Annotated in this window: 10 protein-coding genes and 2 rRNA genes (1 of these 12 running past the window's edge); 7 read left to right on the top strand and 5 right to left on the bottom strand. The window is 70.2% G+C overall.

From position 1 onward, the window contains the following. Both OG444_RS15650 and rrf read left to right on the top strand, forming a co-directional pair. Positions 1-2,534, top strand: a 23S ribosomal RNA gene (locus tag OG444_RS15650); it begins 589 nt to the left of the window's first position. Positions 2,535-2,610: 76 nt separating this feature from the next. Further along, positions 2,611-2,728: ribosomal RNA gene (gene rrf / locus OG444_RS15645) — 5S ribosomal RNA — on the top strand. A gap of 353 nt (positions 2,729-3,081) precedes the next feature. Here rrf and OG444_RS15640 read toward each other — a convergent pair. The 5 genes from OG444_RS15640 to OG444_RS15620 are packed head-to-tail and all read right to left on the bottom strand — an operon-like array spanning position 3,082 to position 8,692. Beyond that, positions 3,082-4,392 carry a DUF58 domain-containing protein gene (locus tag OG444_RS15640; RefSeq protein ID WP_327262756.1) on the bottom strand — a complete coding sequence of 437 codons (1,311 nt, stop codon included), beginning with the start codon at positions 4,390-4,392 and terminating at the stop codon, positions 3,082-3,084. Further along, positions 4,392-5,378 carry an AAA family ATPase gene (locus OG444_RS15635; RefSeq protein ID WP_327262755.1) on the bottom strand — a complete coding sequence of 329 codons (987 nt, stop codon included), beginning with the start codon at positions 5,376-5,378 and terminating at the stop codon, positions 4,392-4,394. The genes OG444_RS15640 and OG444_RS15635 overlap by 1 nt, the downstream gene beginning before the upstream one ends. Then, entirely contained in the window at positions 5,375-6,661 is a 1,287-nt protein-coding gene (locus OG444_RS15630) for a DUF4350 domain-containing protein (RefSeq protein WP_327262754.1), read from the bottom strand. Before OG444_RS15630 ends, OG444_RS15635 begins: the two co-directional genes overlap by 4 nt. Further along, positions 6,658-7,320, bottom strand: coding sequence for a DUF4129 domain-containing protein (locus OG444_RS15625; RefSeq protein ID WP_327262753.1), 663 nt, complete (start codon positions 7,318-7,320; stop codon positions 6,658-6,660). The genes OG444_RS15630 and OG444_RS15625 overlap by 4 nt, the downstream gene beginning before the upstream one ends. A gap of 4 nt (positions 7,321-7,324) precedes the next feature. Further along, a complete protein-coding gene (locus OG444_RS15620; RefSeq protein WP_327262752.1) occupies positions 7,325-8,692 on the bottom strand; it encodes a hypothetical protein in 1,368 nt (455 codons plus the stop codon). Positions 8,693-9,005: 313 nt separating this feature from the next. Here OG444_RS15620 and mtrA point away from each other — a divergent pair, with 313 nt between their 5' ends. From mtrA to hpf, 5 genes are all read left to right on the top strand, one after another. Then, on the top strand, positions 9,006-9,695 hold the full coding sequence (mtrA, locus tag OG444_RS15615; RefSeq protein WP_189747360.1) for a two-component system response regulator MtrA: 690 nt from the start codon (positions 9,006-9,008) through the stop codon (positions 9,693-9,695). A gap of 1 nt (position 9,696) precedes the next feature. Further along, a complete protein-coding gene (mtrB, locus tag OG444_RS15610; protein WP_405789139.1) occupies positions 9,697-11,664 on the top strand; it encodes an MtrAB system histidine kinase MtrB in 1,968 nt (655 codons plus the stop codon). Next, positions 11,654-13,531 (top strand): LpqB family beta-propeller domain-containing protein, encoded by a 1,878-nt coding sequence (locus OG444_RS15605; RefSeq protein ID WP_327262751.1) that lies wholly within the window; start codon positions 11,654-11,656, stop codon positions 13,529-13,531. Before mtrB ends, OG444_RS15605 begins: the two co-directional genes overlap by 11 nt. Before the next feature lie 64 nt (positions 13,532-13,595). Next, a complete protein-coding gene (locus OG444_RS15600; protein ID WP_327262750.1) occupies positions 13,596-14,357 on the top strand; it encodes a ComF family protein in 762 nt (253 codons plus the stop codon). A 326-nt stretch (positions 14,358-14,683) separates the two neighbouring features. Then, positions 14,684-15,379 carry a ribosome hibernation-promoting factor, HPF/YfiA family gene (gene hpf, locus OG444_RS15595; protein WP_327266796.1) on the top strand — a complete coding sequence of 232 codons (696 nt, stop codon included), beginning with the start codon at positions 14,684-14,686 and terminating at the stop codon, positions 15,377-15,379. Positions 15,380-15,514: the final 135 nt, after the last annotated feature.

The raw sequence follows: 15,514 nt of genomic DNA, 5'->3' as shown, positions 1-15,514 counted from the left end.
TAGTACCTGAAACCGTGTGCCTACAAGCCGTGGGAGCGTCGCCGTTGTTCTTCGGAACAACGGTCGTGACTGCGTGCCTTTTGAAGAATGAGCCTGCGAGTTAGCGGTGTGTAGCGAGGTTAACCCGTGTGGGGAAGCCGTAGCGAAAGCGAGTCCGAATAGGGCGATTGAGTTGCACGCTCTAGACCCGAAGCGGAGTGATCTAGCCATGGGCAGGTTGAAGCGGAGGTAAGACTTCGTGGAGGACCGAACCCACCAGGGTTGAAAACCTGGGGGATGACCTGTGGTTAGGGGTGAAAGGCCAATCAAACTCCGTGATAGCTGGTTCTCCCCGAAATGCATTTAGGTGCAGCGTCGTGTGTTTCTTGCCGGAGGTAGAGCACTGGATAGGCGATGGGCCCTACCGGGTTACTGACCTTAGCCAAACTCCGAATGCCGGTAAGTGAGAGCACGGCAGTGAGACTGTGGGGGATAAGCTCCATGGTCGAGAGGGAAACAGCCCAGAGCATCGACTAAGGCCCCTAAGCGTACGCTAAGTGGGAAAGGATGTGGAGTCGCAGAGACAACCAGGAGGTTGGCTTAGAAGCAGCCACCCTTGAAAGAGTGCGTAATAGCTCACTGGTCAAGTGATTCCGCGCCGACAATGTAGCGGGGCTCAAGCGTACCGCCGAAGTCGTGTCATTGCAGCAATAGGGCCAACGCCCGCTGTGATGGGTAGGGGAGCGTCGTGTGCCGGGTGAAGCAGCAGCGGAAGCTAGTTGTGGACGGTTCACGAGTGAGAATGCAGGCATGAGTAGCGATACACACGTGAGAAACGTGTGCGCCGATTGACTAAGGGTTCCTGGGTCAAGCTGATCTGCCCAGGGTAAGTCGGGACCTAAGGCGAGGCCGACAGGCGTAGTCGATGGACAACCGGTTGATATTCCGGTACCCGCTTTGAAACGCCCAATATCGAATCCTCTAATGCTAAAGCCGTGAAGCCGTTCCGGACCCTTCGGGGAAAGGAAAGTGGTGGAGCCGCTGACCCAAGGTGGTAGTAGGTAAGCGATGGGGTGACGCAGGAAGGTAGTCCAGCCCGGGCGGTGGTAGTCCCGGGGTAAGGGTGTAGGCCGAGGGGTAGGCAAATCCGTCCCTCATTAAGGCTGAGACCTGATGCCGAGCCGATTGTGGTGAAGTGGATGATCCTATGCTGTCGAGAAAAGCCTCTAGCGAGTTTCATGGCGGCCCGTACCCTAAACCGACTCAGGTGGTCAGGTAGAGAATACCGAGGCGTTCGGGTGAACTATGGTTAAGGAACTCGGCAAAATGCCCCCGTAACTTCGGGAGAAGGGGGGCCATCACTGGTGATCGGACTTGCTCCGTGAGCTGGGGGTGGCCGCAGAGACCAGCGAGAAGCGACTGTTTACTAAAAACACAGGTCCGTGCGAAGCCGTAAGGCGATGTATACGGACTGACGCCTGCCCGGTGCTGGAACGTTAAGGGGACCGGTTAGTGACCTTTCGGGGTTGCGAAGCTGAGAACTTAAGCGCCAGTAAACGGCGGTGGTAACTATAACCATCCTAAGGTAGCGAAATTCCTTGTCGGGTAAGTTCCGACCTGCACGAATGGCGTAACGACTTCTCGACTGTCTCAACCATAGGCCCGGTGAAATTGCACTACGAGTAAAGATGCTCGTTTCGCGCAGCAGGACGGAAAGACCCCGGGACCTTTACTACAGTTTGATATTGGTGTTCGGTTCGGCTTGTGTAGGATAGGTGGGAGACTTTGAAGCAGCCACGCCAGTGGTTGTGGAGTCGCCGTTGAAATACCACTCTGGTCGTGCTGGATGTCTAACCTCGGTCCGTGATCCGGATCAGGGACAGTGTCTGATGGGTAGTTTAACTGGGGCGGTTGCCTCCCAAAGGGTAACGGAGGCGCCCAAAGGTTCCCTCAGCCTGGTTGGCAATCAGGTGTTGAGTGTAAGTGCACAAGGGAGCTTGACTGTGAGACCGACGGGTCGAGCAGGGACGAAAGTCGGGACTAGTGATCCGGCGGTGGCTTGTGGAAGCGCCGTCGCTCAACGGATAAAAGGTACCCCGGGGATAACAGGCTGATCTTCCCCAAGAGTCCATATCGACGGGATGGTTTGGCACCTCGATGTCGGCTCGTCGCATCCTGGGGCTGGAGTCGGTCCCAAGGGTTGGGCTGTTCGCCCATTAAAGCGGTACGCGAGCTGGGTTTAGAACGTCGTGAGACAGTTCGGTCCCTATCCGCTGTGCGCGTAGGAATATTGAGAAGGGCTGTCCCTAGTACGAGAGGACCGGGACGGACGAACCTCTGGTGTGCCAGTTGTCCTGCCAAGGGCATGGCTGGTTGGCTACGTTCGGGAGGGATAACCGCTGAAAGCATCTAAGCGGGAAGCCTGCTTCAAGATGAGTATTCCCACCTCCTTGAGAGGGTAAGGCTCCCAGTAGACGACTGGGTTGATAGGCCAGATGTGGAAGCCCGGTAACGGGTGAAGCTGACTGGTACTAATAGGCCGAGGGCTTGTCCTCAGTTGCTCGCGTCCACTGTGTTAGTTCTGAAATAACGAACAGCTGTGAAAACACCAGCGTTCAAATTTCATAGTGTTTCGGTGGTCATAGCGTTAGGGAAACGCCCGGTTTACATTCCGAACCCGGAAGCTAAGCCTTTCAGCGCCGATGGTACTGCAGGGGGGACCCTGTGGGAGAGTAGGACGCCGCCGAACAATCATTGTGGGAAAGCCCCGCACCTTATGGTGCGGGGCTTTTCTGCGTTTACGGCCCGATCGGTCGCTGCCTGGGGTAAGGCCGTGCGCCGCTTCACCAGTCGACGGGGTAGCTCTTGAGGCTGCGCGTGTCGAGCGTCCAGCGGCCGACGGTCCGCGGATGTCGGTGAGGGAGTTCGTGCGGGACACGACTTCCACCACCATCAGGACATCGCGGGAGTTGACGACCTTCGCCGTGTCGTCCGTGTCCTCTTCCGCGATGACCATGAGGTCGGGGACCTTGGTCAACCCGGTGTGAGGGTCGGCCAAGGTGTTCCTGGTGGGTGCCCCGGTCAGCGCATCCAGCCTGGTTGCTACAGGCGGCCTGCCGCCTTCAGGGCCAGGTAGGCGTCGGCGAGGGACGGGGCCAGGGTGTCCGGGGTGGCGTCGACCACGTGGACGCCGTGGCGGGTGAGCTGGTCGGACGTGCGACGGCGCTGGGACTGGGTCTGGGTGCCGGCGGCGGCCTCGTAGACCGCGTCCACCGTGCCGCGCGAGCCCGCCATGGTCGCGACATGGGGGTCGGCCACCGAGGCCAGCAGGACCGTGTGGCGCTGCGTGAGGCGGGGAAGCAGGGGGAGCAGGCCCTCTTCGATCGGGGCCGCGTCCAGGCTCGTCAGAAGGACCACCAGGGACCGGCGCGGGGCGCTGCGGAGGATGGTGGAGACCAGGGTCCGGGAGTCCGTCTCGACCAGTTCCGGCTCCAGGGGGGCCATCGCGTTGACGAAGGCGGGGAGGGTGTCGGCGGCCGAGCGGCCCTGGACCTGGGCACGGGGGCGGCGGTCGTGGGCCAGGAGGTCGACGCGGTCGCCGGCGCGGGTGGCCAGGGCGGCGAGGAGCAGGGCCGCGTCCATGGCGGAGTCCAGGCGGGGGGCGTCGCCGACGCGGCCCGCCGAGGTGCGGCCGGTGTCCAGGCAGATGAGGATGTGCCGGTCGCGTTCGGGGCGCCAGGTGCGGACGGCCACCTTGTTCTGGCGTGCCGTGGCGCGCCAGTCGATGGAGCGGGTGTCGTCGCCCGGGACGTAGTCGCGGAGGCTGTCGAACTCGGTGCCCTCGCCGCGGGTCAGGACGCTCGTACGGCCGTCCAGTTCGCGCAGGCGGGCCAGCCGGGACGGGAGGTGCTTGCGGCTGGTGAAGGGCGGCAGGACCCGGACCGTCCAGGGGGACACGTGGGAGCCCTGGCGGGCCCACAGGCCCAGGGGGCCGTAGGAGCGGATCGTGACGCGGTCGGCCTGGCGGTCGCCGCGGCGGGTGGGGAGCAGCCGGGTGGTCAGCCGGCGGCGTTCGCCCGCGGGGACGACCACCTCGTGGCGGGAGGCCGCTGCCTCCGTGCCCGGGACCCAGCTGCTCGGGGGCCATGCGTCGCGGACCCGGGCCCGCAGCTTGCGGCTGCCCGGGTTGGTGACGGTGAGGTGGACGTCCGCCGTCTCGCCGAGGCGGACCGAGGTGTCTCCGGAGCGGGCCAGCACGAGGCTGCGTACGGGCGCTGCCAGGGCGTGGTCGATCGCGCAGGCCAGGGCGATCGGGCCGTTCACCGCGAGCATCCCGGTCCAGCTCGGTTCGAGGATGCCGACCGGGATGCTGCCGAGGGCCGCCAGCAGGGCGGCGCGTCCGGTGAGGGCCATCAGCGGGGGACGGGGACGTGGGAGAGGATCGCCGTGATGACGGCGTCCGCCGTCACTCCCTCCATCTCCGCTTCCGGGCGCAGCTGGACGCGGTGGCGCAGGGTCGGGAGGGAGAGGGCCTTGACGTCGTCGGGGGTGACGTAGTCGCGGCCGGTGAGCCAGGCCCAGGCGCGGGCGGTGGCCAGCAGGGCGGTCGCGCCGCGGGGGGAGACGCCGAGGGTGAGGGACGGCGATTCGCGGGTGGCGCGGCAGATGTCGACGACGTAGCCGGCGATCTCGGGGGAGACGGAGACCTCGGCGACGGCGCGGCGGGCGGCTTCGAGCTGGGCCGGGCCGGCGACCGGGCGGATGCCCGCGGCGTGCAGGTCGCGGGGGTTGAAGCCGGCGGCGTGGCGGGTCAGGACCCCGATCTCGTCCTCGCGGGAGGGTAGGGGGACGGTGAGCTTGAGGAGGAAGCGGTCCAGCTGGGCTTCCGGGAGGGGGTACGTGCCCTCGTACTCGACCGGGTTCATGGTGGCGGCGACGAGGAAGGGGTCGGGCAGCTTGCGGGGGGTGCCGTCGACCGTGACCTGGCGCTCCTCCATCGCTTCGAGGAGCGAGGACTGGGTCTTGGGAGGGGTCCGGTTGATCTCGTCCGCGAGGAGGAGGTTGGTGAAGACCGGGCCGTCCTGGAAGGAGAACTCGGCGGTGCGGGCGTCGTAGACGAGCGAGCCGGTGACATCGCTCGGCATCAGGTCCGGGGTGAACTGGACTCGCTTGGTGTCGAGTTCCAGGGACGCGGCCAGGGCACGCACCAGGAGGGTCTTGGCGACGCCGGGGACGCCTTCGAGGAGGACGTGGCCGCGGCACAGGAGTGCGACGACGAGGCCGGTGACGGCGGAGTCCTGACCGACCACGGCCTTGCCGATCTCGGTGCGGAGCGCTTCGAGGGAAGCGCGGGCGCTGTCCGCGGTCACAGCCGTGGACTCGGTGGCCGGGTACGTCATGACGTACGGACCTCTCTTTCGAGGGCGTCGAGGTGGTCGGCGAGCGCGACGAGTGCCGCGTCGTCGGAGGGGGTGGAGCCGAAGAGGAGGGCGGTCACGTCCCGGGGCTCGCCGGTGAGGCGGGCGGAGACGGCAGGGGCCAGCGACGCGGGGTCGTGGGCCCTTGTGTGCGGTACGCCGACCAGTGCGGCCAGGCGTTCGCGGGTGGCGGCGCGCAGCACGGTGGCGGCGCGGTCGCGGGCGTCGGCCTTGCGGTAGAGGCGGGCACGGCCCTCGGTGGCCTCGGAGGCGCGGATGGCGACGGGGAGCTTCTCGGTGACGAGGGGGCCCAGGCGCCTGGCGCGCCACAGGGCGGCGAGGACGGCGGCGACGAAGAGCTGGAGCACGGCCCAGGTCCAGCCGGCCGGGATGAGTTCGAAGAGGGTCTTGTCCTCGCCCTCGGCGCCGCCGGACTCGATGGCTTCGGCGGGGGAGGGCAGGTACCAGACGAGCTGGGGGCGGCTGCCGAGGGTGTGCAGGGTCAGGGAGGCGTTGCCCTGGGCGGCGAGGTGCTCGTTCTCCAGGATGCGGCCGGAGCCGAGGAGGACGGTGTCGCCGTCGGCGTGGGCCGGCAGGAGCAGGACGGTGGCGTGGTCGCCGTCCGGGTAGCAGGCGGTGGCCTTGGGGTCGTCCGTGCGGTAGCCGATGCGGCCGCCGGTCTCGGCGGATCCGGCGGAGCGGGCTGCGGGCAGTGCGCAGGCGGGTTCGCGGACTTCGCCGGGGGCGGCCCGGCGGGCCTGGACGCCGGGGGCGAGGGCGGTCAGGGTGGTGCGGCCCGGTGTGACGAGGACGGTGCGTCCGCCGGAGAGGTCGATGGCGGCCTTGAGCTCGGACAGCTGCCGGGGCGACAGGAGTTCGGGGTTGGCCACGAGCAGGGTGGTGTCGGGGCCGGCGGCGTCGACGGCGTCCTGAGTGCGGGTCACCACCCGGGTGGTCACTCCGCGTTCCTTCAGGAGTTCGGCGACGGCGCGGCTGCCGTTGCGGTCGGCGGACCGGGGGTCGAGGGCGCCGAGGTTCTCGCCGGAGTTGAAGGCGGCCAGCGCGACGCCGGTGGCGATGAGCATGCCGAGGGCGAGGAGGAGGCCGCGGGCGCGGCGCCAGATGGCGGCGGCGCCGAGGGCGGTGGAGGTGCTGGGCGTCGCCGGGGTGGTCGGGTCTCGGTCCGGGCCGGGTGCGTCCGGTTCCTGAGGGCGCGTCGTGCCGGCGGCGCGGCCCGCGGGTGCGGGGCCGTGGGGGGCCGTCATGCGGTGACCCCCGTTCGGGACAGGGCGGGGCGGGTGCGTTCGACGGCGGTGTCGAGGTCGCGCAGCGTTGCGTACATGGCCGGGTCGCCGGCGCGGCCGCCGTAGGTGACGTCGTCGAAGGCGCGGGCGGCCGTACGGAGGTCCGCGGCGTGGCCCGGCAGGGTGACCGCTGCCTCGGCGGCGGCCTCGTCGGCGGTGCGGCCGGGGCGGGGATCCAGCAGGGTGCGTTCCTCCAGGGAGCGGACGAGGGCCCGCATCCGGGCCTGCACGGCTTCGGTCCAGCGGCCGGCGGCGGCGTGGGCCTCGGCCTCGGTGCGGTAGTCGGCCGCGCTGCGGATCCGCTCGCCCAGCAGGGCGCCAGCGCCGGCGGGGGCCTTGGAGGGGGTGCCGAGGCGCCACCACAGCAGTGCCACGGCCGCCGCGGTCAGCAGGACGATCACGACGATGCCCAGGGTGCCGCCGGGGGTCGCCCCGGCGGCGGAGCTGAACAGGTCGTCCACCCAGTCGAGGAAGCTGCGCAGGGCGCGCTCCAGCAGACCGGGGTCGTTCTCGTGGTACATCGGCTTGGACAGTTCGCGTTCGGCGGCCTCGCGGGCGGCGTCGCGCGGTGTCGTCACCGGTGGTGTCTCGCTGATGGGCAGTCCCCCCGGGCTGGTCATCGCATCAGCTTCCGGCTGGAGGGGGCGTGGTGCCGGGTGCGCCGGGGGCGTCCGGGGTGGAGCCGGGTACGCCGCCGTAGTTCTCGAGGCCCGCGGCGCGGGCCAGCTCCAGGTCGAGGGCCTCGCGGCGGATGCGCTGGTCGACGTAGAGGAGCACCGAGACGCCGGCCTTGAAGGGCAGGGTGATGGTCATCGCGACGACCGAGCCGATGCCGATGATGGTCAGGTACGTCCAGCTCATGGCCACGCCGGAGTCGGCGCTGAAGCCGCCGGAGACGCCCTCGCTGATCAGCGCGACGACGTTGAACGGGAGTCCGATGACGAATTCGACGGCGCCCGCGATGAGGCCGGCGAGCAGCGTGATGCCGAGGATGCGCCACCAGGAGCCGCGGACCAGCTTGTCGGAGCGCGACAGGCTGCGCAGGACGGTGCTGCGCTCGAGCATCAGTACGGACGGGGAGAGGCTGACGCGTACGTACAGCCACACCCAGACGGCGAAGCCGGCCAGGCCGCCGACGATGGCGAGGGCGAGGACGCCTCCGGCGCCCATGCCGGCGACGCCCGCGATGACGGCCGGTACGAAGCCGACGGCGATGATCACGATGCCGCCGAGGGCGACCAGTGCGGTCAGGCCGGCCAGGCGGAGCAGCTGCGGGCGGGACTCGCGCCAGGCGTCGCCCACCGAGGAGGGGCGGCCCAGGACGGCGCGGCTGTAGATCATCGTGAGCATGGCGGTGGCGACGATGGTGCAGAAGAAGGTGATCACGAGGGCGCCGGCGCCGGCCACCAGCGTGCCCGAAAGGGCGCTGACGACGTCGTCGGGGTCGGCCGTGTTGCTGTCCAGGGAGCCGTCGAGCTCGTTCAGCCGGTCGAACGCGAAGCCCTGGAGCAGCGTGATCGCCAGGACCGCGAAGATGGCCACGGTGAAGCTGATGGGCAGCACGGAGCGCGCGTGGGTGCGCAGGGTGGCGACCGCGCCGTCGAGGATCTCGCCGAGGCCCAGCGGGCGCAGCGGGATCACGCCGGGCTTGGCGGCCGGGGGCTTGCCCCAGGGGCTCTGCTGACCCCACTGGCCTCCGTACGGGGCCTGCTGGCCGCCGTGGGGGGCCTGGCCGGGCTGCTGCGGGTACGCGCCCCAGCCCGTGCCGGGCTGCGGGGGTGCGGGCGGCTGCGGGGCCTGACCGGTGCCCGGGTTCGACCACTGACCGGGCGGCGGCTGCTCGGCGGACCACTTCGGGTCGCCGGCGGGCTGTGCGGGCGGGGTGGGCTGCTGTGCGCCGCCGTCGGTGCCCGGACGGTCGGCGGGGGTTCCCGGCCGCTCGTCGTCGGACGGAGAGGATCCGGGCTTAGCCCAGCCCGGAGAGTCGTTCATCGTCACTCCTTCACGTGCGCCTGCTGCGGCGGGGCGCTGGTCGCTGCCATCGTGCCACGTGGGGGGCCCGAACGGAGTAGGGGGTGGGCGGCGGATCGGGTGCGGATCGGGTGCGGTGGCGGGCGGTTCGGGGCGATCCTGATCAGTGGGGCGGGCCCGGGCGGTGCCGCGGGGTCCCGGTTGCCCGTACCTTCAATTGTCGACCCGATCAGGGGCAGACTGGTGGAGCTGGTGTCCACGCAGGTCCGAGGGTCGATTTCCAGCCCTTTTGGCTGTGGGACAGCTCACCGCCGGGTAACGATTAGCTAATGGGATGATGTCAACCATGAAGGGACGCGTCCTTGTCGTCGACGACGACACCGCGCTGGCCGAGATGCTCGGCATTGTGCTGCGTGGAGAAGGTTTTGAGCCGTCGTTCGTAGCGGACGGTGACAAGGCACTTGCTGCCTTCCGGGAGGCGAAGCCGGACCTGGTGCTGCTCGACCTCATGCTGCCCGGAAGGGACGGCATAGAGGTCTGCCGCCTGATCCGGGCGGAGTCCGGCGTGCCGATCGTCATGCTCACCGCCAAGAGCGACACGGTCGATGTCGTCGTGGGTCTGGAGTCCGGGGCCGACGACTACATCGTCAAGCCGTTCAAGCCGAAGGAGCTGGTGGCCCGGATCCGGGCCCGTCTGCGCCGTTCGGAGGAGCCCGCGCCCGAGCAGCTGGCCATCGGTGACCTGGTCATCGACGTGGCCGGGCACTCGGTCAAGCGGGACGGTGCCTCCATCGCGCTGACCCCGCTCGAGTTCGACCTGCTGGTCGCCCTCGCGCGCAAGCCCTGGCAGGTGTTCACCCGTGAGGTGCTGCTGGAGCAGGTCTGGGGCTACCGCCATGCGGCGGACACCCGCCTGGTCAACGTGCATGTGCAGCGACTGCGCTCCAAGGTCGAGAAGGACCCGGAGCGCCCTGAGATCGTCGTGACGGTGCGCGGTGTCGGCTACAAGGCCGGACCCAGCTGACGTGCAGTCCGGCACGTCCGGCACGGCCGGCAGGGGCCCCCGCGGTCCCCGCCGGTGGAACCTGCGTCCCGGCGGGCTGCTGAGGGACGGAGCGGCGCGCAGCCCCGTACTGCGGCTGTGCGTGCGCCTCGTGCGCCGGCCGCTGCTTCCTGCTGTCCGGCTGTGGCGCCGCAACATCCAGCTGCGGGTGGTCGCGGCCACCCTGCTGATCTCGCTCGCCGTGGTCCTCGCCCTGGGTTTCGTCGTCATCGCCCAGGTCAGCAAGGGTCTCCTCGATGCCAAGGAGGAGGCGGCGCAGAGCCAGGCCGCGGGCGGGTTCGCGGTGGCGCAGGAGAAGGCGAACGCCCCGGCCACGGTGGACGGGCCCGACGCCACCGACAACAAGGTCGGCCGGGACGCCAGTACCTGGATGAACTCCCTGGTCAAGCAGCTGGCCAGTGGTGGCCAGACCGCCTTCGAGGTGGTCGCGCTCGGTGCCGGTACGGGCGAGCAGGCGCTGCCCGGCGTGCAGGGCGTCAAGGGCGCCCGCGCCTCCGGCAACGTGGACCCGACCGCCAGCGTGCCGCTGGGCCTGCGCCGGGCCGTCAACCACGCCACCGGTGCCTTCAAGACCTTCTCCGAGATCCGGTACACGAGCGGGGACGGGAAGAAGGAGCCCGAGCCGGCGCTGGTCATCGGCAAGCGGCTCTCGGACATCAACGGCGACCCGTACGACCTGTACTACCTCTTCCCGCTCACCCAGGAGGAGGAGTCCCTCAACCTGATCAAGGTCACCATCGTGACCGCGGGCCTGTTCGTCGTCGTCCTGCTCTGCGGCATCGCCTGGCTCGTCGTGCGCCAGGTGGTGACCCCTGTCCGGATGGCCGCCGGGATCGCCGAGCGGCTCTCGGCCGGGCGGCTCCAGGAGCGGATGAAGGTCACCGGTGAGGACGACATCGCGCGTCTCGGCGAGGCCTTCAACAAGATGGCGCAGAACCTCCAGAACAAGATCCAGCAGCTGGAGGAGCTGTCCCGGATGCAGCGCCGCTTCGTCTCGGACGTCTCGCACGAGCTGCGCACCCCGCTGACGACGGTACGGATGGCCGCCGACGTCATCCACGACGCCCGGGTCGACTTCGACCCGATCACCGCGCGCTCCGCCGAGCTGCTCGCCGGGCAGCTCGACCGGTTCGAGTCGCTCCTCGCGGACCTGCTGGAGATCAGCCGCTTCGACGCCGGGGCCGCGGCCCTGGAGGCCGAGCCGATCGACCTGCGCGACGTCGTGCGCCGGGTCATCGACGGCGCCGAGCCGCTCGCCGAGCACAAGGGCACCCGGATCCGGGTGCTGGGCGACACCCAGCCGGTCATCGCCGAGGCGGACGCCCGCCGGGTGGAGCGGGTGCTGCGCAACCTGGTCGTCAACGCCGTGGAGCACGGCGAGGGCCGCGACGTGGTGGTCCGGCTGGCGTCCGCGGGCGGGGCCGTCGCGGTCGCGGTACGGGACTACGGCGTCGGGCTCAAGCCCGGTGAGGCCACCCGCGTCTTCAACCGCTTCTGGCGGGCCGACCCGGCACGGGCGCGCACGACCGGCGGAACGGGCCTGGGCCTGTCCATCGCCGTCGAGGACGCCCGGCTGCACGGAGGCTGGCTGCAGGCCTGGGGCGAGCCGGGCGGCGGGTCGCAGTTCCGCCTGACCCTGCCGCGCACGGCGGACGAGCCGCTGCGGGGCTCGCCCATCCCGCTGGAGCCCGAGGACTCGCGGGCGAACCGGGCCAGGGCCGCGGCCGACGCCGCGGCCGATGCCGCGGGCAGCACCGCGGACCGTACGCCCGCCGACAACGGTGGCCGCTCGCCGATACCGCCGCGTTCGCCCGTGGCCGGTGCCATGCCGGTGCCCGCCGACCCGACGGCACTGCCGGGGAACGGGGCACGGGTCGTGTCCCGTCCGGCCGAGCAGGCACAACAGGAGGACCGAGCCGATGGACGCTGAGCCCTTGGACGCGCGGGCAGGGGCCGTGCGGGCGAGGGGCAGACGCCTGCGCACCGTACGGGCGTACGCCTTCGGGGTGGCCGGGCTGCTGCTGGCCGGCTGCGCCTCCATGCCGGACAGCGGCGACATCCGCCCGGTGCAGGCCTCGCAGGGCGTCGACTCGCAGGTCCGGGTGTTCGGCGTGCCCCCGGCGGACAAGGCCAGCCCGGCCGAGATCGTCGACGGCTTCCTGGAGGCGATGACCAGCGACGACCCGCAGCTGGAGACCGCCCGCAAGTACCTCACCGAGGCCGCCGCGAAGAACTGGAAGCCCGGCTCCGCCGTCACCGTGCTCTCCTCCGGCCTGAACCGGGTGGCGACCCGGGGCGAGAAGGACCCCGACGGGCCCCGCTGGAAGGTGACCGGCAAGAAGCTCGCGACCGTCGACGAGCACAGTGCGTACCAGCCGCAGACCGGCGCCAGGGAGTACGAGGAGTACCTCCAGCTCATCCAGGACGGCGACAAGCAGTGGCGGATCTCGACCCCGCCGAGCGGTCTCGTGCTGAGCGAGTCGGACTTCCAGCGCATATACATGCCGGTGAACAAGTACTACTTCGCGGGCGGCACGCTCGTCGCCGACCCGGTCTACGTGCGCCAGCGCACCGACCCGGACTCGCGGATGGACCCGACCACGCAGACCGTCCAGTCGCTGCTGGCCGGGCCGTCCCGCTGGCTCGCACCGGTCGTGGAGTCCAGCTTCCCCACCGGTACGGAACTGCGCACGGGCACCAAGTCCCTTTCGTACGACGGGCAGAACACGCTGCGCGTGCCGCTCAACGACAAGGCCAACAATGTCGCGCAGCCGCAGTGCAAGAAGATGGCCACCCAACTCCTCTACACCGTCAAGGACCTGACGGGTTCTCGGCTCGACCAGGTCGAACTGCTGCGCTCCGACGACAAGTCGTCGTCGCTGTGCTCGGTGACCGAGGTGAGCGCGACCGCGATCGCGGGCCGGCCCAAGATCCCCGAGTTCCAGTACTTCGTCGACAACGAGAAGCGTCTGGTCCGGATGAAGCTCGACGTGAGCAGCGAGGACCAGCAGGTCCGCACCGAACCGGTGCCGGGGCCGCTGGCCGCGCTTCCCGTCGTCAAGGTCAGCTCTGCGGCGGTGTCGCACGACGAGCGGCGCGCCGGGGTGGTCTCCGAGGACGGTCACGGGCTGTACGTGGTCTCGCTGGTCGGGAGCGGCCCGATGCCGCCGCCGGTGCCGATCGGCAAGGGCGGCAAGGCGCCGACTCTGACCGCGCCGAGCTGGGACGCCTCGGGCGACCTGTGGGTGGCGGACCGGGATCCGCAGTCCCCGGCGCTGTGGCGGGTGCCGGGTGGCACCGGAACGCCCGAGAAGGTGCAGGTGGCGGGGCTCGACGGGCGGCGCATCGCGTCGCTGAAGGCGTCCGCCGACGGGGCGCGGATCGCGCTGCTGGTGGAGGAGAGCGAAACCAGCAAGATCCTTTACGTCGGGCGGATCGAGCGGCCCGACGCCAAGGGGGACCTCTCCGCAGTGTCGGTGCGCGAGCTGCGTCCGGCGGCTCCGCAGATGGTGGACGTGACGGCGATGAGCTGGGCGCCGCGCGGGCGGCTGCTCGTGGTGGGCCGGGAGAACGGCGGCGTCCAGCAGGCCCGCTACATGCTGGCCGACGGGTCGATGGTCGCGGCGAGCCTGCCCGGGGCCACCGGGCTGTCCGCGGTGGCGGTCGCGGCCACGGAGGACGAGGCGAAGCCGAAGCCGGTGGTCGCGTTCTCGGAGGACGGGATCGTGTGGCTGCCGCCGGGTGCGCAGTGGCGCACGGTGGCGCTGGGCGGCCGGGCTCCGGTGTACCCGGGCTGAGCCGGGGCCGCGCCGGTTGTCCACAGGGGTCGCGCGCCGCGGTGCGGCCCGTCAGTGTGGAGCCATGCGGGGGTGGTGGCAGGAGCTCGCCGGGCTGGTCCTGCCGGTCGACTGCGCCGGCTGCGGGGCGGTCCGGGTGCTGGTGTGCGCCGACTGCCGGGACGGGCTGAGCGGGGCCGGGGCGGGCCCGGTGCGGCCGTCTCCGTGCCCTGTGGGGCTTCCGGGGGTGTGGGCGCGCGCCGGCTACGACGGGGCCGTACGGGGCCTCCTGCTGGCGCACAAGGAGCGCGGGGCGCTGCCGCTGGCCGGTGTGCTCGGCGCGGCCCTGGCGGGCGCGGTCCTGGCGGCCGGGGCGGAGGGCGCGGGCGGGACGCCCGGCGCGGACGGGGGCCGCGGTGCGGGTGAGGTGGCTCTGGTGCCGGTTCCGTCGGCGCGGCGGCAGATCCGGGCGCGCGGGCACGATCCGGCGCGCAGGATCGCCCTGGCGGCCGCGGGGCGGCTGCGGCGGGCCGGTGTTCCGGCGCGCGTGGCGCCCGTACTGCGGCTGCGGCGGGCGGTGGCGGACCAGGCGGGGCTGGGGGCCCGGGAGCGCCGGGAGAACCTCACGGGCGCGCTGGCGGTGCGCCGGGGCGGTGCCCGGCTCACGTACGGGGCCGAGATCGTCCTCGTGGACGACGTCATCACCACGGGGGCGACGCTGGCGGAGGCGGCCCGCGCGGTCCGTGCCGCGGGGCTGGCCACGGGCCCGGGGGCGGTGCTGCGGGCGGCGGTGGTCGCCGCGCCGGCGGACTCGTTCAGACGGATCGAACGGACGCCACGCGTTTGAGCAACTCGCACAGAACAAGAATCTTGTGAATAGATTTGGAACTGGCGGGGAAGGCCCATCGTTGCAGGTAGTAAGAGGGAACAGCCACTTCGTCGGAAGTACATTCCGGTAGCGGGTGCCGACAACCGCCATAGAGGGATATGTTCGGTTGTAAGGAACTCAGGAGGCTGTCTCTCGACTCCGAAGTCGGTGGGGTGTTGATCTTGCCGATGGGGGAGGAGGAGGTGAAAGTCGCCAAGTCCGAGGCTCCGGCCTTCACCGGAGTCTGGTGCGAAAGGGAGACGCTTCGCCCCGTCGGGCGGAGCTATCCGGGAACGGAGTTCTGCGTGGACATCGTCGTCAAGGGCCGCAAGACCGAGGTGCCCGAGCGGTTCCGCAAGCACGTGGCCGAGAAGCTGAATCCGGAGCGGATCCAGAAGCTCGACGCCAAGGTGATCAGCTTGGACGTCGAGGTGTCCAAGGAGCACAACCCGCGTCAGGCCGACCGTTCCGACCGCGTGGAGATCACCCTGCGTTCGCGGGGCCCGGTGATCCGTGCCGAGGCTGCCGCCGCCGACGCGTATGCGGCGCTCGACCTGGCTCAGGACAAGCTGGAGGCCCGGCTGCGCAAGCAGCACGACAAGCGTTACACCCGCCGTGGCAACGGCCGGCTCTCGGCGGCAGAGGTCGCCGACGTGGTGCCGGGCGTCGCGTCGCTGAACGGCAGCGGCCAGCCGGTGTCCGAGGAGAAGACGGACGGGGTGCCGATCACCCGGATCGGATCCATCGAGGTGCAGGGCGAAGGCCCGCTCGTCGTCCGCGAGAAGACCCACTCGGCCGCACCCATGTCCCTCGACCAGGCCCTGTACGAGATGGAACTGGTCGGCCACGACTTCTATCTGTTCGTCGACTCCGAGACGAAGCTGCCCAGTGTTGTCTACCGCCGTCATGCCTATGACTACGGCGTCATCCACGTGAACCCCGACGGTGCCTCCAGCTCGGAGGAGCCGCGGGGCGGCGCCGGTGGCGCGCTCGGCGGCTGAGGCTGATCACCACCCGTTTCGTTGCCCCCGCACGGGCGCTCCGGCGCCCGGGCGGGGGCACCTGCATGACGGGTGTGCGACGGGTATGCGCCAGGTGGCTCACTTGTGGCCCCCGCGCCGTGGTGCGGGCATGGA

The organism is Streptomyces sp. NBC_01232 (assembly GCF_035989885.1).
In the GTDB taxonomy this organism is placed as follows: Bacteria; Actinomycetota; Actinomycetes; order Streptomycetales; family Streptomycetaceae; genus Streptomyces.
Note: the sequence above shows the minus strand (reverse complement) of the source record. Positions and strands in the feature narration are given on the sequence as shown.